General features: G+C 60.5%; 21 protein-coding genes. 11 read left to right on the top strand and 10 right to left on the bottom strand.

The features are described from left to right. Window positions 1-8: 8 nt before the first annotated feature. The 7 genes from ispC to rpsB form a co-directional block, all read right to left on the bottom strand. Complete coding sequence (gene ispC / locus AC4PS7_RS02960; protein ID WP_021492428.1) at window positions 9-1,199, bottom strand: 1-deoxy-D-xylulose-5-phosphate reductoisomerase; 1,191 nt, start codon at window positions 1,197-1,199, stop codon at window positions 9-11. Next, window positions 1,196-2,002: a phosphatidate cytidylyltransferase gene (locus tag AC4PS7_RS02955; protein ID WP_137206099.1), complete on the bottom strand. Its 807-nt coding sequence runs from the start codon at window positions 2,000-2,002 to the stop codon at window positions 1,196-1,198. The genes ispC and AC4PS7_RS02955 overlap by 4 nt, the downstream gene beginning before the upstream one ends. Beyond that, a complete protein-coding gene (uppS, locus tag AC4PS7_RS02950; protein ID WP_010212460.1) occupies window positions 2,003-2,758 on the bottom strand; it encodes a polyprenyl diphosphate synthase in 756 nt (251 codons plus the stop codon). A gap of 17 nt (window positions 2,759-2,775) precedes the next feature. Further along, window positions 2,776-3,333 carry a ribosome recycling factor gene (gene frr, locus AC4PS7_RS02945; RefSeq protein WP_010212461.1) on the bottom strand — a complete coding sequence of 186 codons (558 nt, stop codon included), beginning with the start codon at window positions 3,331-3,333 and terminating at the stop codon, window positions 2,776-2,778. After that, window positions 3,330-4,073 carry a UMP kinase gene (pyrH, locus tag AC4PS7_RS02940; RefSeq protein WP_003172271.1) on the bottom strand — a complete coding sequence of 248 codons (744 nt, stop codon included), beginning with the start codon at window positions 4,071-4,073 and terminating at the stop codon, window positions 3,330-3,332. Before pyrH ends, frr begins: the two co-directional genes overlap by 4 nt. 211 nt (window positions 4,074-4,284) lie before the next feature. Then, a complete protein-coding gene (tsf, locus tag AC4PS7_RS02935) occupies window positions 4,285-5,148 on the bottom strand; it encodes a translation elongation factor Ts (protein WP_010212467.1) in 864 nt (287 codons plus the stop codon). Window positions 5,149-5,351: 203 nt separating this feature from the next. Beyond that, window positions 5,352-6,089 (bottom strand): 30S ribosomal protein S2, encoded by a 738-nt coding sequence (gene rpsB / locus AC4PS7_RS02930; protein ID WP_003189158.1) that lies wholly within the window; start codon window positions 6,087-6,089, stop codon window positions 5,352-5,354. A gap of 387 nt (window positions 6,090-6,476) precedes the next feature. Here rpsB and map point away from each other — a divergent pair, with 387 nt between their 5' ends. The 3 genes from map to dapC all read left to right on the top strand — a co-directional run bounded on the left by map (window position 6,477) and on the right by dapC (window position 11,389). Further along, window positions 6,477-7,265 (top strand): type I methionyl aminopeptidase, encoded by a 789-nt coding sequence (gene map, locus AC4PS7_RS02925; protein WP_010212469.1) that lies wholly within the window; start codon window positions 6,477-6,479, stop codon window positions 7,263-7,265. A 73-nt stretch (window positions 7,266-7,338) separates the two neighbouring features. Beyond that, window positions 7,339-10,041 carry a [protein-PII] uridylyltransferase gene (locus AC4PS7_RS02920; RefSeq protein WP_021492430.1) on the top strand — a complete coding sequence of 901 codons (2,703 nt, stop codon included), beginning with the start codon at window positions 7,339-7,341 and terminating at the stop codon, window positions 10,039-10,041. 148 nt (window positions 10,042-10,189) lie between these two features. Then, on the top strand, window positions 10,190-11,389 hold the full coding sequence (dapC, locus tag AC4PS7_RS02915; RefSeq protein WP_010212472.1) for a succinyldiaminopimelate transaminase: 1,200 nt from the start codon (window positions 10,190-10,192) through the stop codon (window positions 11,387-11,389). A 13-nt stretch (window positions 11,390-11,402) separates the two neighbouring features. Here the strand turns inward: dapC and AC4PS7_RS02910 are convergent, their stop codons facing one another. Then, entirely contained in the window at window positions 11,403-13,046 is a 1,644-nt protein-coding gene (locus tag AC4PS7_RS02910) for a Na+/H+ antiporter (RefSeq protein WP_021492431.1), read from the bottom strand. A 267-nt stretch (window positions 13,047-13,313) separates the two neighbouring features. Here AC4PS7_RS02910 and AC4PS7_RS02905 point away from each other — a divergent pair, with 267 nt between their 5' ends. From AC4PS7_RS02905 to AC4PS7_RS02890, 4 genes are all read left to right on the top strand, one after another. Continuing rightward, on the top strand, window positions 13,314-13,622 hold the full coding sequence (locus AC4PS7_RS02905) for an arsenate reductase (RefSeq protein ID WP_231501198.1): 309 nt from the start codon (window positions 13,314-13,316) through the stop codon (window positions 13,620-13,622). 33 nt (window positions 13,623-13,655) lie between these two features. Continuing rightward, window positions 13,656-14,690, top strand: coding sequence for a 2,3,4,5-tetrahydropyridine-2,6-dicarboxylate N-succinyltransferase (gene dapD / locus AC4PS7_RS02900; RefSeq protein WP_010212585.1), 1,035 nt, complete (start codon window positions 13,656-13,658; stop codon window positions 14,688-14,690). Between the two features lie 64 nt (window positions 14,691-14,754). Continuing rightward, window positions 14,755-15,960, top strand: coding sequence for an aminotransferase class V-fold PLP-dependent enzyme (locus AC4PS7_RS02895; RefSeq protein WP_010212587.1), 1,206 nt, complete (start codon window positions 14,755-14,757; stop codon window positions 15,958-15,960). Beyond that, window positions 15,957-16,370: a SufE family protein gene (locus AC4PS7_RS02890; protein ID WP_021492433.1), complete on the top strand. Its 414-nt coding sequence runs from the start codon at window positions 15,957-15,959 to the stop codon at window positions 16,368-16,370. The genes AC4PS7_RS02895 and AC4PS7_RS02890 overlap by 4 nt, the downstream gene beginning before the upstream one ends. A gap of 112 nt (window positions 16,371-16,482) precedes the next feature. Here AC4PS7_RS02890 and tcdA read toward each other — a convergent pair whose 3' ends face one another. After that, window positions 16,483-17,292, bottom strand: a complete 810-nt coding sequence (gene tcdA, locus AC4PS7_RS02885) for a tRNA cyclic N6-threonylcarbamoyladenosine(37) synthase TcdA (RefSeq protein ID WP_010212589.1) — start codon at window positions 17,290-17,292, stop codon at window positions 16,483-16,485. Window positions 17,293-17,509: 217 nt separating this feature from the next. Here tcdA and AC4PS7_RS02880 point away from each other — a divergent pair, with 217 nt between their 5' ends. The 4 genes from AC4PS7_RS02880 (at window position 17,510) to AC4PS7_RS02865 (ending at window position 22,749) form a co-directional block, all read left to right on the top strand. Beyond that, window positions 17,510-20,101, top strand: coding sequence for a glycosyltransferase (locus AC4PS7_RS02880; protein ID WP_010212591.1), 2,592 nt, complete (start codon window positions 17,510-17,512; stop codon window positions 20,099-20,101). A 255-nt stretch (window positions 20,102-20,356) separates the two neighbouring features. Next, the gene (dapE, locus tag AC4PS7_RS02875) at window positions 20,357-21,508 is read left to right on the top strand and encodes a succinyl-diaminopimelate desuccinylase (protein WP_021492435.1); all 1,152 of its coding nucleotides are present in this window, start codon (window positions 20,357-20,359) and stop codon (window positions 21,506-21,508) included. After that, the gene (locus AC4PS7_RS02870; RefSeq protein ID WP_010212595.1) at window positions 21,508-22,317 is read left to right on the top strand and encodes a putative RNA methyltransferase; all 810 of its coding nucleotides are present in this window, start codon (window positions 21,508-21,510) and stop codon (window positions 22,315-22,317) included. The genes dapE and AC4PS7_RS02870 overlap by 1 nt, the downstream gene beginning before the upstream one ends. Window positions 22,318-22,371: 54 nt before the next feature. Further along, window positions 22,372-22,749 carry a hypothetical protein gene (locus AC4PS7_RS02865; protein WP_010212596.1) on the top strand — a complete coding sequence of 126 codons (378 nt, stop codon included), beginning with the start codon at window positions 22,372-22,374 and terminating at the stop codon, window positions 22,747-22,749. Between the two features lie 140 nt (window positions 22,750-22,889). Here the strand turns inward: AC4PS7_RS02865 and AC4PS7_RS02860 are convergent, their stop codons facing one another. Continuing rightward, on the bottom strand, window positions 22,890-23,099 hold the full coding sequence (locus tag AC4PS7_RS02860; RefSeq protein ID WP_003219353.1) for a cold-shock protein: 210 nt from the start codon (window positions 23,097-23,099) through the stop codon (window positions 22,890-22,892). Window positions 23,100-23,194 lie beyond the last annotated feature (95 nt).

Raw genomic sequence — 23,194 nt, 5'->3', positions numbered from 1 at the left:
CCCACAGACTAACGCGCGTTGCGGTTCAACCATTGTTCTGCCAAGGCTCGGGCCTTGGTGTCAGCCTCGAATACCGCCGCCAGTTCATTGACCGCCACAACAGGCTCAAGCGCCAGGACGTCTTCGATGATACTCGCGATCTGCGGAAAGCGGATGCGCCGTTCGAGAAACGCTGCCACAGCCACTTCATTGGCCGCGTTCAACATCGCCGGTGCGCTGTTACCCGCTTCAGCCGCTTGCCGCGCCAGGCGCAGGCAAGGAAAGCGCTGTTCATCCGGGGCCTCAAAGTCCAGCCGGGCCACCGCAAACAGATCCAATGGCGCTACGCCCGAGTCGATCCGCTCCGGCCAGGCCAGGGCATTGGCAATCGGCGTGCGCATATCGGGGTTACCCAACTGCGCCAGGACCGACCCGTCCACGTAGTCGACCAGGGAATGAATCACACTTTGCGGGTGAATCACCACCTCGACCTGATCCGGGCGCGCATCGAACAACCAGCACGCCTCGATCAGCTCCAGCCCCTTGTTCATCATGCTTGCCGAATCCACGGAGATTTTACGCCCCATGGACCAGTTCGGATGAGCGCACGCCTGGTCGGGCGATACATGCTCCAGCTCGGCCAGTGGAGTCTGCCGGAATGGGCCACCGGAGGCGGTCAGCAGGATCCGACGCACCCCCACCTGGCTCAGGCCACGCGCAAAATCGCCGGGCATGCATTGGAAAATTGCATTGTGCTCGCTGTCCAGTGGCAACAACACCGCACCGCTCTTGCGCACCGCCTGCATGAAGAGCGCACCGGACATGACCAGTGCTTCTTTATTGGCCAACAGGATCTTCTTGCCAGCATCCACGGCAGCCAAGGTTGGGCGCAGGCCCGCAGCGCCGACAATAGCGGCGACCACGGTATCCACCTCGGCGTCGGCCGAGACCTGGCACAACCCCTGCTCCCCTACCAGCACTTGAGTGGCAAGCCCGGCAGCCCGCAGATCATCCTGCAGGCCACGGGCCGCTGCGCCCTCAGGCACCACGGCGAAGCGCGGCGCGTGACGCACACACAAGGCCAGCAACTCACTCAGACGGGTAAACCCGGTCAGGGCAAAGACTTGATAGCGATCAGGGTGACGAGCAATCACGTCCAGGGTGCTCAACCCCACCGAGCCGGTTGCACCCAGCACGGTGACTTGCTGCAGGCGGCTCACGAAGCAGTCATCCACAACAGTACGGCGAAGATCGGAATGGCAGCGGTCAGGCTGTCGATACGGTCCAGCACGCCGCCGTGACCCGGCAGCAGGTTGCTGCTGTCCTTGATCCCGGCCTGACGCTTGAACATGCTCTCGGTGAGGTCACCCACCACCGAAATAAATACCACAATGGCAGTGGCCAGCAGCGCCAGGAAGATGTCCTTCACCGACCAGCCACGCACCACACCGACCACCAGCGCGATCACCAGCGTCAACGCCAACCCGCCATAGACGCCTTCCCAGCTCTTGCCCGGACTGACCGCCGGCGCCAGCTTGCGCTTGCCGAAGGCCCGGCCGGAGAAGTAGGCACCGATATCAGCACCCCATACCAGCACCATGACCGCCAGGATCAACCAGTTACCCATTGGATAACGCTTGATCTCCACCAACCCTTGCCACGCCGGCAACAAGATCAGCAAACCAATCACCAGCTTGCAGGCCACACTGGACCACTTCCCACTGGTGCCTGGATAGGTCAACACCAGGAATGTCGCCAGCGCCCACCACAGCACCGCCGCCCCCAACACCCACGGCGCAATGTCCGGCAGGATGTACAGGAGGAATGCCAAGGCAGCCACCACAGCGGCATACACAACGCGCGGCAATTGCGTGTTGAAACCCGCCAGGCGCGCCCACTCCCAGGCCCCCAGGGTGACCACCAGGCCGATAAACAGCGCAAAGGCAGAACCGTCGAGCAGAAAAAACCCACACAAGGCGATCGGCAACAGGATCAGTGCTGTGATGATTCGTTGTTTAAGCATTTAAACCCGGGCTCCAGCTTCGATCTGCTCGCTCGTTTTACCAAAGCGACGCTGACGGGAAGCGAAATCGGCCAGTGCTTTACGCATGGCATCGTGTTTGAAGTCCGGCCAGAACAGGTCGGAGAAGTACAATTCGGTATAGGCTAGCTGCCACAACAGGAAATTGCTGATGCGGTGCTCACCCCCGGTACGGATGCACAAGTCAGGCAGCGGCAGGTCGCCAGTCACCAGGCAGGTTTGCAACAGTTCGGGCGTAATGTCGTCCGGCCGTAGATGACCGGCCTGCACTTCGCGCGCCAGACGCTGTGCAGCCTGGGCGATATCCCACTGGCCACCGTAGTTGGCGGCGATCTGCAGCACGAATCGGTTGGCACCCGCTGTAATCGCCTCGGCTTCGCGCATGGCGGTTTGCAGTTCGGGGTGGAAGCGGGAGCGATCGCCGATGATGCGCAGGCTGATGTTATTGTCGTTGAGCCGCTTGGCTTCACGACGCAAGGCCTTGAAGAACAGGTCCATCAAGGCACTGACTTCTTCGGCGGGCCGCTGCCAGTTCTCACTGGAGAAGGCGAACAAGGTCAACACTTCGACCTTGGCCTCGGCGCATACCTCGATCACAGCCCGAACCGCATCGACACCCGCTTTATGCCCGGCAACACCCGGCATAAAGCGTTTCTTCGCCCAGCGATTATTCCCATCCATGATGATCGCGACGTGGCGCGGCACCACAGAGGGCACAGTCTGCTTGGTCTTTTCCATGAAGGCGTCCTGACCCCTTATACGGCCATCAGGTCCTTTTCTTTTTCTTCCGTGGCCTTGGTGATCTGGGCCTCGGCATCTTTGGTCAGCTTGTCGATATCAGCGACGGCACGACGCTCTTCGTCTTCGCTGATTTCCTTGTCCTTGACCAGCTTCTTCAGGTCACCCAGGGCATCGCGACGGATGTTGCGCACGGCAACACGCGCGTCCTCGGCTGCGCTGCGCGCCTGCTTGGTGAAGCCCTTACGGGTTTCTTCGGTCAGGGCCGGCATGGAGATCAGTAGCAGCTCACCCAGGTTGGTCGGGTTGAGGTTCAAACCGGCGCTCTGGATGGCCTTGTCGACAGCACCCAGCATGTTGCGCTCGAACGCTACGACTTGCAGGGTGCGCGAGTCTTTAACGGTAATGTTGGCAACGCTGCTGATAGGGGTATCGGAACCGTAGTAAGGCACCATCACGCTGCCCAGGATGCTTGGGTGCGCCTTGCCGGTACGGATCTGGCCGAATGCATGGCTCAGGGATTCCAGGGATTTGTGCATACGCGCCTGGGCGTCTTTCTTGATTTCGTTGATCATTGTTGGCCTTCCTCGATCAGAGTCCCTTCTGCGCCGCCGTGTACGATGTTCAGCAGGGCGCCGGGCTTGTTCATGTTAAATACGCGCAGCGGCATCTTGTGGTCGCGGCACAGGCAAATAGCCGTCAGGTCCATCACGCCCAGCTTGCGATCCAGTACTTCATCGTAGGTCAGATGATCGAACTTCTCGGCATGCGGATCTTTGAATGGGTCTGCGGTGTACACGCCATCGACCTTGGTCGCCTTGAGCACCACGTCAGCATCGATCTCAATGGCGCGCAGGCACGCTGCCGAGTCGGTGGTGAAGAACGGGTTACCCGTGCCAGCGGCGAAGATCACCACTTCCTTGGCGTTCAGGTGGCGCATGGCTTTGCGGCGGTCATAGTGATCGGTCACGCCGACCATGGAAATAGCCGACATCACGATAGCCGAGATATTGGCGCGTTCCAGGGCGTCGCGCATGGCCAGGGCGTTCATCACAGTGGCCAGCATGCCCATGTGGTCGCCAGTGACCCGATCCATGCCAGCAGCGCTCAGTGCCGCACCACGGAACAGGTTGCCGCCGCCGATCACCAGGCCGACCTGTACGCCGATACCGACCAGTTGGCCGACTTCCAGCGCCATGCGGTCGAGGACTTTGGGATCGATCCCGAACTCTTCCGAGCCCATCAGGGCCTCGCCGCTAAGCTTGAGTAGAATGCGTTTATAGCGAGCCTGATAACCACTGCCCTGCTGAGCCATTGCGAATCTCTCCTGCGGCGTATTTTTCAAAAATTCTTGGCGAGCCGTTTACGGCTTGCGTTCACTCTAGCTGGACGCTGCTACAGCGCCATCGGAACACGGCTTTGTAAGCCAGTTCCGAAGGGAAGCCAATTAAAATCGGCCTTCCCATTTGAAAAGAGGCTGCGCGCGTGAGCGGGCAGCCTCTCTTGGGCGACAGTTTAAAACTGTCTTATTGCTTGGCGGCAGCCAGCTGGGCAGCAACTTCTTCAGCAAAGTTGTCGACCGGCTTCTCGATGCCTTCGCCTACTTTGTAGTAAGTGAAGGAAACGATTTCAGCACCGGCTTTCTTGGCCAGTTCGCCAACCTTGACTTCAGGGTTCTTGACGAACGCCTGCTCAACCAGGCTCGCTTCAGCCAGGAACTTGCTGATACGGCCTTTGATCATGTTTTCAACGATGTTTTCTGGCTTGCCGGCGATCTTGTCGGCGTTCAGGCTCAGGAACACAGCTTTTTCGCGCTCGATTGCTTCCTCGGAAACTTCCGAAGGCAGCAGGAACTCAGGGTTGCTTGCAGCAACGTGCATAGCGATGTCTTTGGCCAGCTCAACGTTGCCGCCTTTCAGAACAACAGCTACACCGATCTTGTTGCCGTGCAGGTAACCGCCAACAACATCACCTTCAACGCGAGTCAGGCGACGGATATTGACGTTTTCGCCAACCTTGCCGACAAGTACCAGGCGATCAGCTTCTTGAGCTTCGATCAGAGGCTCGACAGTGGTCAGCTTCTCGTCGAATGCTTTTTTGACGCTGGAAGCAACGAATGCCTTGAAGTCGTCTTGCAGGGCAAGGAAGTCGGTCTGCGAGTTCACTTCCAGCAGAACGGCGGCTTTACCGTCTTCTACCAGGGCGATAGCGCCTTCAGCAGCGACGTTACCGGCTTTCTTGGCGGCCTTGATGGCGCCCGAGGCACGCATGTCGTCGATGGCTTTTTCGATGTCGCCGCCGGCCTTGGTCAAGGCCTTTTTGCAATCCATCATGCCTTCGCCGGTACGCTCACGCAGTTCTTTAACCAACGCTGCAGTAATCTCTGCCATTTCAAAATCCTCTTGGATAGGTTTTCAACCATTCCACCCGATCAAACGGGCGATCAATTCTTCCCGAATCTCCGTTGTAGGCTGCTGCACGTTACAGTCGCTAGGTTGCGCCATCATACGTGAGCGCCGACAAACGGTTTTCGAGGTGGCAAAAAGGGGGCCAAGCCCCCTTTTTGCTTACTGAGTCAACGCCAGGGCGTCAATTACTCAGCGGCAGCTACCGGAGCTTCTTCAACGAACTGCTCGGTACCACCAGCAACGTGGTTACGACCACGGATTACAGCGTCAGCCATCGAACCCATGTACAGCTGGATAGCGCGGATTGCGTCATCGTTGCCTGGGATGATGTAGTCAACGCCTTCCGGGCTGCTGTTGGTATCGACTACGCCGATAACAGGGATGCCCAGCTTGTTGGCTTCGGTGATCGCGATGCGCTCGTGATCAACGTCGATAACGAACAGTGCGTCAGGCAGACCGCCCATGTCCTTGATACCACCCAGGGAACGATCGAGCTTTTCCAGGTCACGGGAGCGCATCAGCGCTTCTTTCTTGGTCAGCTTGGCGAAAGTACCGTCTTCGGCTTGTACTTCAAGGTCACGCAGACGCTTGATGGAAGCACGGATGGTTTTGAAGTTGGTCAGCATGCCGCCCAACCAGCGGTGATCGACGTACGGCGAACCGCAACGTGCTGCTTCTTCAGCAACGATCTTGCCAGCGGAACGCTTGGTGCCGACGAACAGAATCTTGTTTTTGCCCTGGGCCAGGCGCTCTACGAAAGTCAGAGCTTCGTTGAACATTGGCAGGGTTTTTTCAAGGTTGATAATGTGGATCTTGTTACGCGCGCCGAAAATGTATTTACCCATTTTCGGGTTCCAGTAACGGGTCTGGTGACCGAAGTGCACACCGGCCTTCAGCATATCGCGCATGTTGACTTGGGACATGATAGTTCCTTAATAAGTCGGGTTTGGCCTCCACGTATCCCAATGACCAACCAGCGACTTCAAAGCCTCCGGCACCCAGGTCATCGTGTCGACACGTGTGTGGATTTAAGCCTTTCGGGGCATCCCCGGAAAGCGGCGCATTTTATACCACAGCATCGGCAAAAACGGAACACGCAATCACATTTGCCGCCGTCCGCGTTCGTGTAACCCCTTGAATAGAGCCAACATAGCCCTACCTTATAGAAAGAAGCGATCATCAGAGGCTCATGATTTGATGCCATCGTCTGTTAGAATCGCGTTTTCTGTGGCTTGTGCGAATTCTGCAACCTTTTGTCGCACGCCCGTAAACCGTATTGATTTCAGCGCGTCGCGCTAGAGAGAGCCTGTATGACCGTTAGTTTGAAAACCGCCGAAGACATCGCTGGCATGCGCATCGCCGGCAAACTGGCTGCCGACGTGCTGGAGATGATCGCCGAACACGTCAAGCCCGGCGTGACCACCGAAACCCTGAACCAGATCTGCCACGACTATATAGTCAACGTACAGGGCGCCATCCCTGCGCCGCTGAACTACAAGGGCTTTCCCAAGTCGATCTGCACCTCGGTCAACCACGTGGTCTGCCACGGAATTCCAGGTGACAAGCCATTGAAGGACGGCGACACGCTGAACATCGATGTCACCGTGATCAAGGACCGCTACTTCGGCGACACCAGCCGCATGTTCCACGTCGGCAACGTGCCGGTCTGGGCCGAGCGCCTGTCCCAGGTGACCCAGGAATGCATGTACAAGGCCATCGAGATCGTGAAACCCGGCTGCCGCCTGGGCGACATCGGTGAAGTGATCCAGAAGCATGCTGAAAAGAATGGTTTCTCGGTGGTGCGCGAATTCTGCGGCCACGGTATCGGCACCGTGTTCCACGAAGAGCCGCAGATCCTGCACTACGGCCGCGCCGGCACCGGCATGGAGCTGAAAGCAGGCATGACCTTTACCATCGAGCCGATGATCAACCAGGGCAAGGCCGACACCAAGGTACTGGGCGACGGCTGGACCGCCATCACCAAGGACCGCAAGCTCTCGGCCCAGTGGGAACACACCCTGCTGGTCACCGAAACCGGTTACGAAATCTTCACCCTGCGCGCCGACGATACGATCCCACGCGTCTCGGGTGCCGCTTAGGTGTAGGCAACGTTGCTTTGGTTTTCCCACGCCGTGTTGTGACTGACTGATAGATAGAAAGGAAAGCCGATCAATGCCCCAGGTGGATCCCGAACTCTTCGACCGTGGCCAGTTCCAGGCCGAACTGGCCCTGAAGGCGAGCCCTATCGCCGCGTTCAAGAAGGCCATCCGCCAGGCCCGCGAGGTGCTTGATCAGCGTTTTCGCAGTGGCCGGGATATCCGCCGACTGATCGAGGACCGCGCCTGGTTCGTCGATAACATTCTGCAAAAGGCCTGGGAACAGTTCAGTTGGAGCGAAGACGCCGACATCGCCCTGGTAGCGGTCGGCGGCTACGGGCGTGGCGAGTTGCACCCCTATTCCGACATCGACCTGTTGATCCTGCTGGACAGCGCCGACCATGAGATCTTTCGCGATTCCATCGAGCGTTTTCTGACACTGTTGTGGGACATTGGCCTGGAAGTCGGCCAAAGCGTGCGCTCGGTCGACGAGTGCGCCGAAGAGGCCCGTGCCGACCTCACCGTCATCACCAACCTCATGGAAAGCCGCACCATCGCCGGCCCCGAGCGCCTGCGCCAGCGCATGCTCGAAGTCACCAGCACCGCGCACATGTGGCCGAGCAAGGACTTCTTCCTGGCCAAGCGTGCCGAGCAGAAAGCCCGGCACCACAAGTACAACGACACCGAATACAACCTGGAACCCAACGTCAAAGGCTCGCCCGGCGGCCTGCGGGATATTCAGACGATTTTGTGGGTGGCCCGTCGCCAATACGGCACCCTTAACCTGCGCGCCCTGGCTGGCGAAGGTTTTCTGGTAGAGAGCGAAAACGCCCTGCTGGCCTCGTCCCAGGAATTCCTGTGGAAGGTGCGCTACGCCTTGCACATGCTCGCCGGGCGTTCCGAAGACCGGCTGCTGTTCGACCACCAGCGCTCCATCGCCACCCTGCTGGGCTTTGAAGGCGAGGACGCGAAGACCAGCATCGAAAGCTTCATGCAGCAGTATTACCGGGTGGTCATGAGCATTGCCCAGCTCAGCGACCTGATCATCCAGCACTTCGAAGAGGTGATCCTGGCCCCCGAAGACGAAGCGCCGCCGCAGCCGATCAACGCACGCTTCCAACTGCATGACGGCTATATCGAGGCTCGCAACGACAACGTGTTCCGCCGCACGCCGTTCGCCATGCTGGAAATCTTCGTACTGATGGCCCAGCAGCCGGAAATCAAAGGCGTGCGCGCCGACACCATTCGCCTGCTGCGGGAGAACCGTCACCTGATCGACGACGATTTCCGCAACGATATCCGCAACACCAGCCTGTTTATCGAGCTGTTCAAGTGCAAGATCGGTATCCACCGCAACCTGCGGCGCATGAACCGTTACGGCATCCTCGGGCGCTACCTCCCAGAGTTCGGCTTTATTGTCGGGCAGATGCAGCACGACCTGTTCCACATCTATACCGTGGACGCCCACACCCTGAACCTGATCAAGCACCTGCGTAAGCTGCAGTACACCCAGGTGTCAGAGAAATTCCCGCTGGCCAGCAAACTCATGGCCAAACTGCCCAAGCCCGAGCTGATCTACCTGGCCGGCCTTTACCACGATATCGGCAAGGGCCGGCATGGCGACCACTCAGAGGTGGGCGCAGTTGACGCCGAGGCTTTCTGCCAACGCCACCAGTTGCCCGTGTGGGACAGCCGCCTGATCGTCTGGCTGGTGCAGAACCACCTGGTGATGTCGACCACAGCCCAGCGCAAGGATTTGTCCGATCCCCAGGTGATCCACGACTTTGCGCAGACCGTCGGCGATGAAACCCGTCTCGACTACCTGTACGTGCTGACCGTCTCGGATATCAATGCCACCAACCCCACGCTGTGGAACTCCTGGCGCGCCAGCCTGTTGCGCCAGCTGTACACCGAGACCAAGCGCGCCCTGCGCCGAGGCCTGGAAAACCCGGTGGACCGCGAAGAGCAGATCCGCCGCACCCAGAGCGCGGCCCTGGACATATTGGTACGCGGCGGCAACGATCCGGACGACGTCGAGCAGTTGTGGTCGCAGTTGGGGGATGACTACTTCCTGCGCCACACCGCGGGCGATGTCGCCTGGCACACTGACGCAATCCTGCAACAGCCCGCCGATGGCGGCCCGCTGGTACTGATCAAGGAAACCACCCAGCGCGAATTCGAAGGCGGTACGCAGATCTTCATCTATGCGCCCGACCAGCACGACTTCTTCGCCGTGACCGTGGCAGCCATGGACCAGCTCAACCTGAACATCCATGACGCCCGTGTCATCACCTCCAGCAGCCAGTTCACCCTCGACACCTATATCGTGCTCGACACCGATGGCGACTCGATTGGTGACAATCCGGCACGGGTGAAAAAGATCCGCGAAGGCCTGACCGAGGCCCTGCGCAACCCTGACGAATACCCGACCATCATCCAGCGTCGGGTGCCGCGCCAACTCAAGCACTTTGCGTTTGCGCCCCAGGTGACCATTTCCAACGACGCCCAACGACCGGTGACGGTGTTGGAGCTCAGCGCCCCGGATCGCCCAGGCCTGCTGGCCCGCATCGGCGGGATTTTCCTGGAGTTCGACCTGTCGTTGCAGAACGCCAAGATCGCGACCCTCGGCGAGCGTGTGGAAGACGTGTTCTTCATCACCGATGCCGACAACCAGCCGTTGTCCGACCCGGAACTGTGCCTGCGCTTGCAGGAAGCCATCGTCCAGCAGCTGAGCGTTACCCAGGAACCCGGCGTCGAGCTGACCAGACTGACCATTTGAATTAATTTAACGTCCCAGTGGGCACGGTCCCTGTGGGAGCTGGCTTGCCTGCGATGGCATCGACTCGGTATGGCTGATACTCCGAGTGTACGCATCGCAGGCAAGCCAGCTCCCACAAAAAGCCGTCCTCCTCCTGATCGAGGCCCTCATGAACAACGCCCTGAACCAGCTACAGCCCTACCCGTTCGAGAAACTGCGCGCCCTGCTGGGCAGCGTCACGCCCAACCCGGACAAGCGCCCTATCGCGCTCTCCATCGGCGAACCGAAACATAAATCGCCAACCTTCGTGGCCGAAGCGCTGAGCAACAACCTCGACCAGATGGCCGTGTACCCGACCACCCTGGGCATCCCGGCCCTGCGCGAAGCCATCGGTGCCTGGTGTGAGCGTCGCTTCAACGTGCCCAAGGGCTGGCTCGACCCGGCGCGCAATATCCTGCCGGTCAATGGCACCCGTGAAGCACTGTTCGCCTTCACCCAGACCGTGGTCAACCGTGGCGACGACGCATTGGTGGTGAGCCCGAACCCGTTCTACCAGATCTACGAAGGCGCCGCGTTCCTGGCCGGGGCCAAACCGCACTACCTGCCGTGCCTGGACGCCAACGGCTTCAACCCGGACTTCGAGGCCGTGACACCGGACATCTGGAAACGCTGCCAGATTCTGTTCCTGTGCTCGCCCGGCAACCCGACCGGCGCGCTGATCCCGGTCGACACCCTGAAAAAACTCATCGCCCTGGCCGACGAATACGACTTCGTCATCGCCGCCGACGAGTGCTACAGCGAGTTGTACTTCGACGAACAAAGCCCGCCGCCGGGCCTGTTGAGTGCCTGCGTCGAACTGGGCCGCCAGGACTTCAAACGCTGCGTGGTGTTTCACAGCCTGTCTAAGCGCTCCAACCTGCCGGGCCTGCGCTCCGGTTTCGTGGCCGGCGACGCAGACATCCTCAAGGCTTTCCTGCTGTACCGCACCTACCACGGCTGTGCGATGCCAGTGCAAACGCAACTGGCCAGTATTGCTGCCTGGCAGGACGAAGCCCACGTGCTCGCCAATCGTGACCTGTACCGCGAGAAGTTCGATGCGGTGCTGGCGATTCTCAAACCGGTGCTGGACGTCGAGAGCCCGGATGGCGGCTTCTACTTGTGGCCGAATGTGAATGGCGACGACGCCGGGTTCTGCCGTGACCTGTTTGTGGAAGAACACGTGACCGTAGTGCCGGGTTCGTACCTGTCGCGGGAAGTGGACGGCTTCAACCCTGGCGCCGGCCGTGTGCGCCTGGCGCTGGTCGCGCCGTTGGCGGAGTGTGTGGAAGCGGCGGAGCGGATTCGGGATTTCATCCAGCGTCGCCGCTAAGACCTGACCGGGTTCACTTCACCTGGCCCAGATTCGCCTCACTCATATCCAGCTCCGCCAACACCTCCCTCAGCACGTCATCACCAATCTGGTGATGACGGCTCAGGCTGTACAACTCCAACCGCTGCGCCCGCAGGGCCTTGAGGCGCAGCTTTCGCTCCAGCAAGTCCATCTGCTGCGCCAGCGCCTGGGCTTCGGCGGAGTCGTTGAACACTTCTAACTGATGGCGATATTCCGACATCAGCCGTGCCTTGAGCTCAGTGGCGAGCGCGGCCTGGGCGGCGTCCTGGGTTTCGACTTCTGCGGGTTCCTCCGCTTCAAGCGCGTGAATTGCCGCGACGGCAGTTTTCTTCCAGGCTTCACGCACCTCCTTGTGGCGCTTCTCGTCCGGGCTCTTTTCAATGCCCCGCAGCAACAATGGCAAGGTGATACAGGCGGCGATCAGCGATAACAGAATCACCCCGGCGGCGATAAAGATCAGCAAGTCACGCTCCGGAAAATCCTGTCCAGGCGCCAGCAACAATGGCACCGACATCACACCCGCCAACGTCACCGCACCGCGTACCCCACCGACCGTCAACAACCAGCAGGAACGGGCCGTCGGCACCAGCGTCAATTCACTTTTCCCACGCAGCCTGCGCAGCAAGCCCGACAGCCGCCAGATGCTCTGCACCCAGATAAAGCGCAACACCACCAGCACCAGGAAGATCGCGACCACATCCAGGCAGCGATAAAACAAGGTCGGCCACAGCGTCGGCTCATGGCTGACCACCGCCTTGATGATGTCCGGCAGTTGCAGGCCCAGTAGCAGGAAAATCAAACCATTGAAAGCAAACTCCAGCAGTGACCACACGCTGCGATTGAGCAAGCGCGTACTGGTCTGGCGTGGCAGCAGGTCAAGCCAGCTTTGCATCATGCCCGCCGCCACCGCCGACAAAATGCCCGATGCCCCCAGGCGCTCGGCCAGCACATAGGCCGCAAACGGCAACAACAACATGAACACCACGTGGGTCGCCGGGTCGTCCCAGCCGCGGGCGATCATCCATGCGCGCAGGCGGCCGACCAGCCAGCTCAGGGCCACGCCTACCGCCAGGCCACCCACCGCCACCAAGACAAACGTGAGGCTGGCATCCGCCAAGGAAAACACACCTGTCAGCGCTGCCGCCAGGGCGAACTTGAAGGTCACCAGGCCCGATGCATCATTCATCAAGGCCTCGCCCTGGAGCATGTGCATCAGCGGCGTGGGCAAACGATTCTGGGAAATGGCCGACACTGCCACGGCATCCGTCGGCGACAACACGGCCGCCAGGGCGAAGGCCACCGGCAGCGGGATCGTAGGCAAGAGCCAATGGATGAAGTAACCGGCGCCGACCACCGTAAACAGCACCAGGCCCACCGCCAACGTCAGGATCGGCCCGCGCAGCCGCCACAATTCCCGCTTGGGCATGCGCCAGCCATCGGAGAACAGCAACGGCGGCAGAAACAGAAACAGGAACAACTCGGGGTCCAGCGCTACGTGCAGGCCAAGCGTAGGCCAGGCGAGCAAGGCACCGGCGGCAATCTGGACCAGAGGCAACGGCAGAGGAATGACACGCCCGACAAGACGCGAAACGCTGACCAGCATCAGCAGGATAAGAACGGTGTAGGCGGTTTGCATAAAGCGGGTTTCCCGGACAATCGACTTGCAACGACACACATCAGGCAACAACTCGCCTTTGAAGTGCCATATTACCCAGCTATGTTACCGCCCATGCTGCCGGCCGGCATTTGCACATACGTCGCACACCAGCATGACGAGGGGCACCGGCCCGCTGGTCATGGCATAATCCGTGACCTTTCGTTTCCACTTGGTCCAAAGGGGGGCAATTCCTTGACCGCTTCAAGCAAAACGTTGCACCTTTTCGGCATCAAAGCCTGCGACACCATGAAAAAGGCGCGCACCTGGCTCGATGAGCACGGCGTCAACTATGAGTTCCACGATTACAAAACGGCCGGTATCGACCGCGAACACTTGACCCAATGGTGCAACGAGCACGGTTGGCAGGTGGTTTTGAACCGTGCGGGCACCACCTTTCGCAAACTCGAAGACGAACGCAAAGCCGATCTCGATCAGTCGAAAGCCATTGAATTGATGCTCGCACAACCCTCGATGATCAAGCGCCCGGTGCTTGATCTCGGTGACAGAACCCTGATTGGCTTCAAGCCAGATAGTTATTCGGCGGCCCTCAAGTAGGCCAGCCCTTACCATTTTTGTAGAGGTAACAGCATGTCCCATTCCCTGTTCAGCCTGGGCTTCGGCGTTGGCACTCAGAACCGCCAAGGTGCTTGGCTGGAAGTGTTTTACGCACAACCGCTGCTCAACCCGTCGGCAGAAATCGTCGCCGCCGTTGCGCCGATCCTCGGCTACACCGAAGGCAACCAGGCCATCACTTTCACCATCAGCCAAGCGCTGCAACTGGCTGATGCACTGAAGAATGTCGACGCTACCCAAGCCGCGTTGCTCAATCGCCTGGCCGAAAGCCACACGCCGCTGGTCGCCACCCTGCTGGCCGAAGACGCCGCACTGACCTCCACGCCTGAGGCTTACCTCAAGCTGCACCTGCTGTCCCACCGCCTGGTCAAGCCCCATGGCCTGAGCCTGGCCGGTGTATTCCCGCAGTTGCCGAACGTAGCCTGGACCAGCCAAGGCGCGATCGACATCGCCGAACTGGCCGAACGCCAGCTGGAAGCGCGCCTGCGTGGCGAACTGCTGGAAGTGTTCTCGGTGGACAAGTTCCCGAAAATGACCGACTACGTGGTGCCGAGCGGTGTACGTATCGCTGATGCCGCGCGTATCCGCCTGGGTGCCTACGTGGGCGAAGGCACTACCGTGATGCACGAAGGCTTCGTCAACTTCAACGCCGGCACCGAAGGCCCGGGCATGATCGAAGGCCGTGTATCGGCAGGCGTGTTCGTCGGCAAGGGTTCGGACCTGGGTGGCGGTTGCTCCACCATGGGCACGCTGTCGGGCGGCGGCAATATCGTGATCAAGGTCGGTGAAGGCTGCCTGATCGGCGCCAACGCCGGTATCGGTATCCCGTTGGGCGACCGTAACACCGTGGAGTCGGGCCTTTACGTCACCGCCGGCACCAAGGTTGCGCTGCTGGACGAGCAGAACCAACTGGTCAAAGTGGTCAAGGCTCGCGAGCTGGCCGGCCAGTCGGACCTGCTGTTCCGTCGCAACTCCGAGACCGGTGCCGTGGAGTGCAAAACCCACAAATCGGCCATCGAACTGAACGAAGCGCTGCACGCTCACAACTAAGCAGCCACTCGATGCCACTAGCGGGCCCCGACCCTGGGGCTCGCTTATACGAGTCTTGAACACCATGCTAGTGCCCTCCCCCTGGCGCGCCGACTTCCCGGCCATCGCCACCCTGCAGCGGCAAGACCAGACTTACCTGGACAACGCCGCCACCACGCAAAAGCCCCAGGCCTTGTTGGATGCCATCAGCCATTACTACGCCAACGGCGCAGCCAATGTGCACCGTGCCCAGCATTTGCCAGGTGCCCATGCGACCCAGGCGTTCGAAGACAGCCGCAGCAAGGTCGCGCAGTGGTTGAATGCAGGCGACAGCGGGCAGATTGTGTTTACCCACGGCGCGACGTCTGCGCTGAACCTCTTGGCTTATGGCCTTGAGCACTTATTCAACGCGGGCGATGAAATTGTCATCAGCGCCCTGGAACACCACGCCAACCTGTTGCCCTGGCAGCAACTGGCCAAGCGACGCGCACTGACGCTGGTGGTGTTGCCACTGGGTGATGACGGCGTCATCGACCTGCACGCCGCCGCCGAGTTGATCGGCCCGCGCACGCGCCTGCTGGCAGTGAGCCAGTTGTCCAACGTGCTCGGCGCCTGGCAGCCGCTGGAAGCCCTGCTGGCATTGGCCCAGCCACACGGTGCCCTGACCGTGATCGACGGCGCCCAAGGCATCGTTCATGGCCGCCATGACGTACAGGCCCTGGGTTGCGACTTCTATGTGTTTTCCAGCCACAAGCTGTACGGCCCGGACGGCGTCGGCGTGCTGTTTGGGCGCAATGAAGCCCTGCACCACCTGCGCCACTGGCAGTTCGGCGGCGAGATGGTGCAGCAGGCCGATTACCACAGCGCCAGCTTCCGCCCCGCGCCGCTGGGTTTTGAGGCCGGCACACCGCCGATTGCCAGCGTGATTGGCCTGGGCGCCAGCCTGGATTACCTGAGTTCGCTGGATCAGCAGGCAGTGATCGCCCATGAGGCGGCGTTGCATGACTACCTGTTGCGCGGGCTGAAAGCCCGCAATGGCGTACACGTGCTGGGTTCGCCCCAAGTGGCGTTGGTCAGTTTTGTCGTCGAAGGTGTGCATAACGCCGACCTCGCGCACCTGCTCACCGAGCAAGGCATTGCCGTGCGCGCCGGTCATCACTGCGCCATGCCGCTGCTCAAAGCGATGCACTTGTCGGGGGCGATCCGTGTGTCCCTGGCGCTGTATAACGATTCCGACGATCTGGAGCGTTTCTTTGAGGCGCTGGACCAAGCCTTGGATATGTTGCGATGAGCCTGCCGGTTGATGCAGTGGCTGCACTGGAAGCTTTTCAGGCCGTCGGCAGTTGGGAGCAACGCGCGCGGATGCTGATGCAATGGGGCGAGCGTCTGCCTGCCATGGCCGATGAGGATAAAGTCGAGGCTAATCTCGTGCAGGGCTGCGAGAGCCTGGTGTGGCTGGTCGGCCGCTTGCACGATGGCCACTGGCAGTTCGCCGCCAGCAGCGAGGCACGCATGATCCGCGGGTTGGTGGCGTTGCTGTTGGCGCGGGTCAATGGGTTGTCCGCCACAGAATTGCAGGCGGTGGATCTGCCTGACTGGTTCAACCAGTTGGGCCTGTCCCGCCAACTCTCACCGTCGCGCAGCAATGGCCTGAATGCCGTGCTGCAGCGCATGCGTGCACTAAGCCATACACCAAACTAAGTGGGAGCTGGCTTGCCTGCGATGCAGGCAACTCGGTCTGTCAGTCAGACCGCAGTGATGCTATCGCAGGCAAGCCAGCTCCCACATTTCAAGCGGTGCACGGCATTAAGATTTAAGTGGGTTTGACCCGCTCGGATGGCCTGCGCACACCGGCCACGATCTTATCGACCGCCTTGGTGGCCGCGACCATGCCGAAGGTGGCCGTCACCATCATCACCGCACCAAACCCACCCGCGCAGTCCAGTTTCACGCCGTCCCCGACAAAACTCTTCTGCAAACAAATGCTGCCGTCCGGCTTGGGATAACGCAGCTGTTCGGTTGAAAACACGCACGGCACGCTGTAGTGGCGGGTCACGGTACGTGAGAACCCATAGTCGCGACGCAAGGTGGAACGCACTTTCGAGGCCAGCGGATCATTGAACGTACGGTTCAAGTCGCAGACCTGGATCAGTGTCGGGTCGATCTGCCCGCCGGCGCCGCCGGTGGTGATGATCTGGATCTTGCGGCGCTTGCACCAGGCGATCAACGCAGCCTTGGCGTTGACCGCGTCGATGCAGTCGATCACGCAATCAATAGTGGGCGTGATGTATTCAGCCATGGTGTCGCGGGTCACGAAGTCCGCCACCGCATGCACCGTGCAATCCGGATTGATGCCGCGCAGGCGTTCTGCCATCACCTCGACCTTGGGCTTGCCCACGGTGCTGTCCAGCGCGTGCAACTGGCGGTTGCTGTTGCTGACGCAGACATCATCCAAATCAAACAGCGAGATCTCACCCACCCCACAACGGGCGATGGCTTCCGCCGCCCACGAGCCCACGCCGCCGACGCCGACGATCGCCACATGGGCCGCTTTCAAGCGCTCCAGGCCTTCAATGCCATACAAGCGGGCGACGCCTGCAAACCGTGGATCTTCTGTACTCATGACCATTACCCCAAAAACCGGCGCGCATTATGGACTACAGAGCGACAAGTTCGAAGCGACAAGCTACAAGTAAAGAACTTAGATGGCCTTTCGCTGACTAATGTCCGGTTTTTCTCTGCTTGCTGTACGGTCAGGGAGGGGCCGGTGTAGGATGCGCGCCGTTCGGCGCAGGCCGACACCTCTTTTCGTTCCACACCCTTTGGAACCCGAAATAGCCATGGCATCGCGTAAATTTGGACTCAACCTGGTGATCGTGCTGGCAATTGCCGCGCTGTTCACCGGTTTCTGGGCGCTGATCAACCGCCCCGTCACCACCCCCAACTGGCCTGAACAGATCTCCGGTTTTTCCTACTCGCCGTTCCAGCAAGGCCAGTACCCCCAGAAAAATCAATTCCCGACCGACGATCAGATGCGTCGTGACCTTGAGATCATGAGCAAGCTGACGGACAACATCCGTACTTATTCGGTCGACGGCACCCTGGGGGATATCCCCAAGTTGGCGGAAGAATTCGGCCTGCGCGTGACCCTCGGGATCTGGATCAGCCCGGACCTTGAGCGCAACGAGCGGGAAATCCAGCGAGCCATCGAAATCGCCAACACCTCGCGCAGCGTAGTGCGGGTGGTGGTCGGTAACGAGGCGGTGTTCCGTAAGGACATCACGCCAGAAGCGCTGATCGTGCTGCTGGATCGAGTGCGCGCCGCTGTAAAAGTGCCGGTGACAACCTCCGAGCAATGGGACATCTGGGAGAAGAACCCACAACTGGCCAAGCACGTCGACCTGATCGCCGCGCACATCCTGCCGTTCTGGGAATACATCCCGATGGACAAGGCCGGCCAGTACGTACTCGACCGCGCCCGGGACCTGAAGAAACTGTTCCCGAAAAAGCCGCTGCTGCTCTCGGAAGTAGGCTGGCCGAGCAACGGCCGCATGCGCGGAGGCAATGAAACCTCCCCGGCCGACCAGGCTATCTACCTGCGTACGCTGGTGAACAAACTGAACCGCCAGGGCTTCAACTACTTCGTGATCGAGGCCTTCGATCAGCCGTGGAAAGTCAGCGACGAAGGCTCGGCGGGTGCTTACTGGGGCGTGTACAACGCTGCACGCCAGCAGAAATTCAACTTTGAAGGGCCCGTGGTCGCGATTCCGCAATGGCGCGTGCTGGCCATCGGTTCGGTAGTACTCGCGCTGCTGTCCCTGACCCTGTTGATGATCGACGGCTCGGCCTTGCGCCAGCGTGGTCGCACCTTCCTGACCTTTATCGCGTTCCTCTGCGGTTCGGTGCTGGTGTGGATCGGCTACGACTACAGCCAGCAATACAGCACCTGGTTCAGTGTCACCGTGGGCATCCTTCTCGCGCTCGGCGCCCTGGGTGTGTTTATCGTGTTGCTGACCGAAGCCCATGAACTGGCGGAAGCGGTGTGGACCCACAAGCGTCGGCGTGAATTCCTGCCGGTTGAAGGGGATTCGGACTACCGCCCGAAAGTGTCGATCCATGTGCCGTGCTACAACGAGCCGCCGGAAATGGTCAAACAGACCCTCGACGCCCTGGCCGCCCTCGATTACCCGGACTACGAAGTCCTGATCATCGACAACAACACCAAGGACCCGGCGGTATGGGAACCGGTGCGCGACTACTGCGAAACCCTGGGCCCGCGCTTCAAGTTCTTCCACGTCGCGCCTTTGGCTGGCTTCAAGGGTGGCGCGCTGAACTACCTGATCCCGCACACCGCCAAGGATGCCGAAGTGATCGCAGTGATCGACTCCGACTACTGCGTGTCGCCAAACTGGCTCAAGCACATGGTGCCGCACTTCGCCGATCCGAAAATCGCCGTGGTGCAATCGCCGCAGGACTACCGCGACCAGAACGAAAGCACCTTCAAGAAGCTCTGCTACGCGGAATACAAGGGCTTCTTCCATATCGGCATGGTCACCCGCAACGACCGTGACGCGATCATCCAGCACGGCACCATGACCATGACCCGTCGCTCGGTGCTTGAGGAATTGGGATGGGCTGACTGGTGCATCTGCGAAGATGCCGAACTGGGCCTACGCGTATTCGAGAAGGGTCTGTCGGCGGCGTATTACCACGACAGCTACGGCAAAGGCTTGATGCCGGATACCTTTATCGACTTCAAAAAACAGCGTTTCCGCTGGGCCTACGGCGCGATCCAGATCATCAAGCGCCACACCGCCAGCCTGCTGCGCGGCAAGGACACCGAGCTGACCCGTGGCCAGCGCTACCACTTCCTCGCGGGCTGGTTGCCGTGGGTGGCGGATGGCATGAATATTTTCTTCACCGTTGGCGCGTTGTTATGGTCGGCGGCAATGATCATTGTGCCGACGCGGGTTGATCCGCCGCTGCTGATTTTCGCAATCCCGCCGTTGGCGTTGTTTGTGTTCAAGGTGGGCAAGATCATCTTCCTCTACCGTCGAGCGGTAGGCGTGAACTTGAAGGATGCGTTCTGTGCGGCCCTGGCCGGTCTGGCGTTGTCGCACACCATTGCCAAAGCGGTGCTGTACGGTTTCTTCACCACCAGCATTCCGTTCTTCCGCACACCGAAAAACGCGGATAACCACGGCTTCTGGGTAGCCATCTCCGAAGCCCGCGAAGAGATGTTCATCATGCTGCTGTTGTGGGGCGCGGCACTGGGGATCTACCTGGTGCAGGGCCTGCCAAGCAATGACATCCGCTTCTGGGTGGTGATGCTGCTGGTGCAGTCGCTGCCGTACGTGGCGGCGCTGATCATGGCGTTCCTGTCGTCGCTGCCGAAACCTTCGGCGAAGGCTGAGCCCGTCACAGCCGCGTAAAAACTTGCGCAATGCACTAAACGGCGGCCTCTGGCCGCCGTTTTGCTATAAGATAACGGCCGTTTTGCAAGACTTGGCCTGGACCACTGCTTTCACGTGGGAGCGGGCTTGCCCGCGATAGCATCACCGCGTTCTGACTGATAGACCGAGGTGTCTGCATCGCAGGCAAGCCAGCTCCCACCTGGCTCTGCGCCACTTCACAGGTTGTATTCCACATTCGTCCTGCGCCCATTACACGCTTTCCGGAGTTTCCCCATGACGGCCCATGCCGACCTTTCGCCGACCCTTCAACTTGCCATCGACCTGATCCGTCGCCCCTCCGTGACGCCGATCGACGCCGATTGCCAGAAGCTGATGATGCAGCGCCTGGGCGACGCCGGTTTTGCGCTGGAACCGATGCGCATCGAGGACGTGGACAACTTCTGGGCCACCCATGGCAAACACGATGGCCCGGTGCTGTGTTTTGCCGGCCACACCGACGTGGTACCGACCGGCCCGGTGCAGGCGTGGCAGAACGATCCGTTCGACGCGCTGATCGATGAAAACGGCATGCTCTGCGGGCGCGGCGCGGCGGACATGAAAGGCAGCCTGGCGGCCATGTTGGTGGCGGCTGAACGTTTCGTCACCGATTACCCGGACCACAAGGGCTCGGTGGCTTTCCTGATCACCAGCGATGAAGAAGGTCCGGCGCACCACGGCACCAAGGCCGTGATCGAACGCCTGGCCGCACGCAAGGAGCGCCTGGACTGGTGCATCGTTGGCGAACCGTCGAGCACCACGCTGGTGGGCGATGTGGTCAAGAACGGTCGTCGCGGTTCCCTCGGTGCCACGCTGACGGTACGCGGTGTCCAAGGCCACGTGGCCTACCCGCACCTGGCGAAGAACCCGATCCACTTGGCGGCGCCGGCCCTGGCCGAATTGGCCGCCGAGCACTGGGATGACGGCAACGCCTTCTTCCCACCCACCAGCTTCCAGATCTCCAACCTCAATTCCGGCACCGGCGCGACCAACGTGATCCCCGGTGACCTGAAGGCGGTGTTCAACTTCCGCTTCTCCACCGAATCCACCGTCGAAGGCCTGCAGCAGCGGGTTGCCGAGATTCTCGACAAACACGGCCTGGACTGGCACGTGGAGTGGGCGCTGTCGGGCCTGCCGTTCCTCACCGAACCGGGTGCGCTACTGGATGCCGTGTCGGCCAGCATCAAGGCGATCACCGGTCGCGAAACCCAGGCGTCCACCAGCGGCGGTACCTCCGATGGGCGATTCATCGCCACATTGGGCACCCAAGTGGTCGAGCTGGGCCCGGTCAACGCGACGATCCACCAGGTCAATGAACGCATCCTCGCCAGCGACCTCGATGTGCTGACCGAAATCTACTACCAGACCCTGATCAAGTTGCTCGCCTGATGCTGGCCTGCCCCATTTGCAGCGCACCGCTGAACGCGGTGGACAATGGTGTGGCGTGCCCGGCAGGGCATCGTTTCGACCGCGCACGCCAGGGTTACCTGAACCTGTTGCCGGTGCAGCACAAGAACAGCCGCGACCCCGGCGATAACCTGGCGATGGTGGAAGCGCGCCGCGACTTCCTCAACGCCGGGCACTACGCGCCAGTGGCCCAGCGCCTGGCCGAGCTGGCCGCTGAACGTGCGCCGGCGCGCTGGGTCGACATCGGCTGTGGCGAGGGTTACTACACCGCGCAGATCGCCGACGCCTTGCCCCACGCCGACGGCTATGCACTGGATATCTCCAAGGAAGCGGTCAAGCGTGCCTGCAAGCGCAACCCGGCGCTGACCTGGTTGATCGCCAGCATGGCCCGTGTGCCGTTGGCGTCAGGCAGTTGCCAGTTCCTCGCCAGCGTGTTCAGCCCACTGGACTGGGAAGAGGCCAAGCGCCTGCTCAGCCCCGGTGGCGGCTTGATGAAAGTCGGCCCGACCAGCGGCCACCTGATGGAGCTGCGCGAGCGTCTGTACGACGAAGTGCGTGAGTACACCGACGACAAGCACCTGGCCCTGGTGCCGGACGGTATGAGCCTGGCGCACAGCGAGACGTTGGCGTTCACCCTGAGCCTGGCCGAGCCCCAGGACCGCGCCAACCTGCTGGCCATGACCCCGCACGGCTGGCGTGCCAGCGCCGAGCGCCGCGCACAGGTGATCGAGGCGGCCGAGCCGCTGGTGGTCACTGTGTCGATGCGCTACGACTATTTCGTGCTTCAATAAATAACTTTCCAGTATCCGCGAATGGATTTTCGAATCCCGCAACGAGGAACATCCATGCGCCAACCCGATATCGAGATTTACCTGAAGGACGCCGACGTCGACCACAAGGCCATCGCCGCCTGGCTGGGCGCCGCCCTGGGTCCGTGCTCCGACTGGGTCCAGAAAGGCCAGACCTACAAATGCAAGGCCGGCAACGTGCCTGTCACCTGGCTGCCGAAAGCTGTCGGCAAATGGAACAGTCTGTACCTGGAAAGCGACCAGACCCCATGGGATGACGACATCGCCTGCGCCCGCGCTGCATTTGTTGCGCTGAACGTGGAAGTGCGTTGTGCACCGGGGACCTGGGTTGAGGAAGAAGGTGAGGAAAGCGCTGACACCTGGATTCGGATCAGCGAAGACGGTGAAGAACAGATCACCTGGAAAACTGCCTGATCCTGAATGGTGAACCCAATCAAACTGTGGGAGCTGGCTTGCCTGCGATGGCATCACTACGGTCTTACTGAATAGACCGAGGTGTCTGCATCGCAGGCAAGCCAGCTCCCACAGTTGGTTGGGTTACCCAGCCAGGGGCTTTATAGACCGACCACATCCTCCGCCTGCAACCCCTTCTCGCCGGTCACCACGGCGTATTCCACCTGCTGGCCCTCGGCCAGGGAGCGGTGGCCTTCGCCGCGAATGGCGCGGTAGTGCACAAACACGTCCTTACCGTCTTCGCGCTGGATAAACCCATAGCCCTTTGCATCGTTGAACCACTTCACATTGCCGGTTTCACGCGTTGCCATCTGTCTTACTCCCACATGCATTTTTATTGTTGAGCCGCTCGCATTGAACTGCCGAGTATAAGACAGGCTCAAAAACGATCAACTCAAGTTTACAT

It is taken from the genome of Pseudomonas sp. DW-iso3, from assembly GCF_058725305.1.
This window is presented reverse-complemented; position numbering and strand designations above follow the sequence as displayed.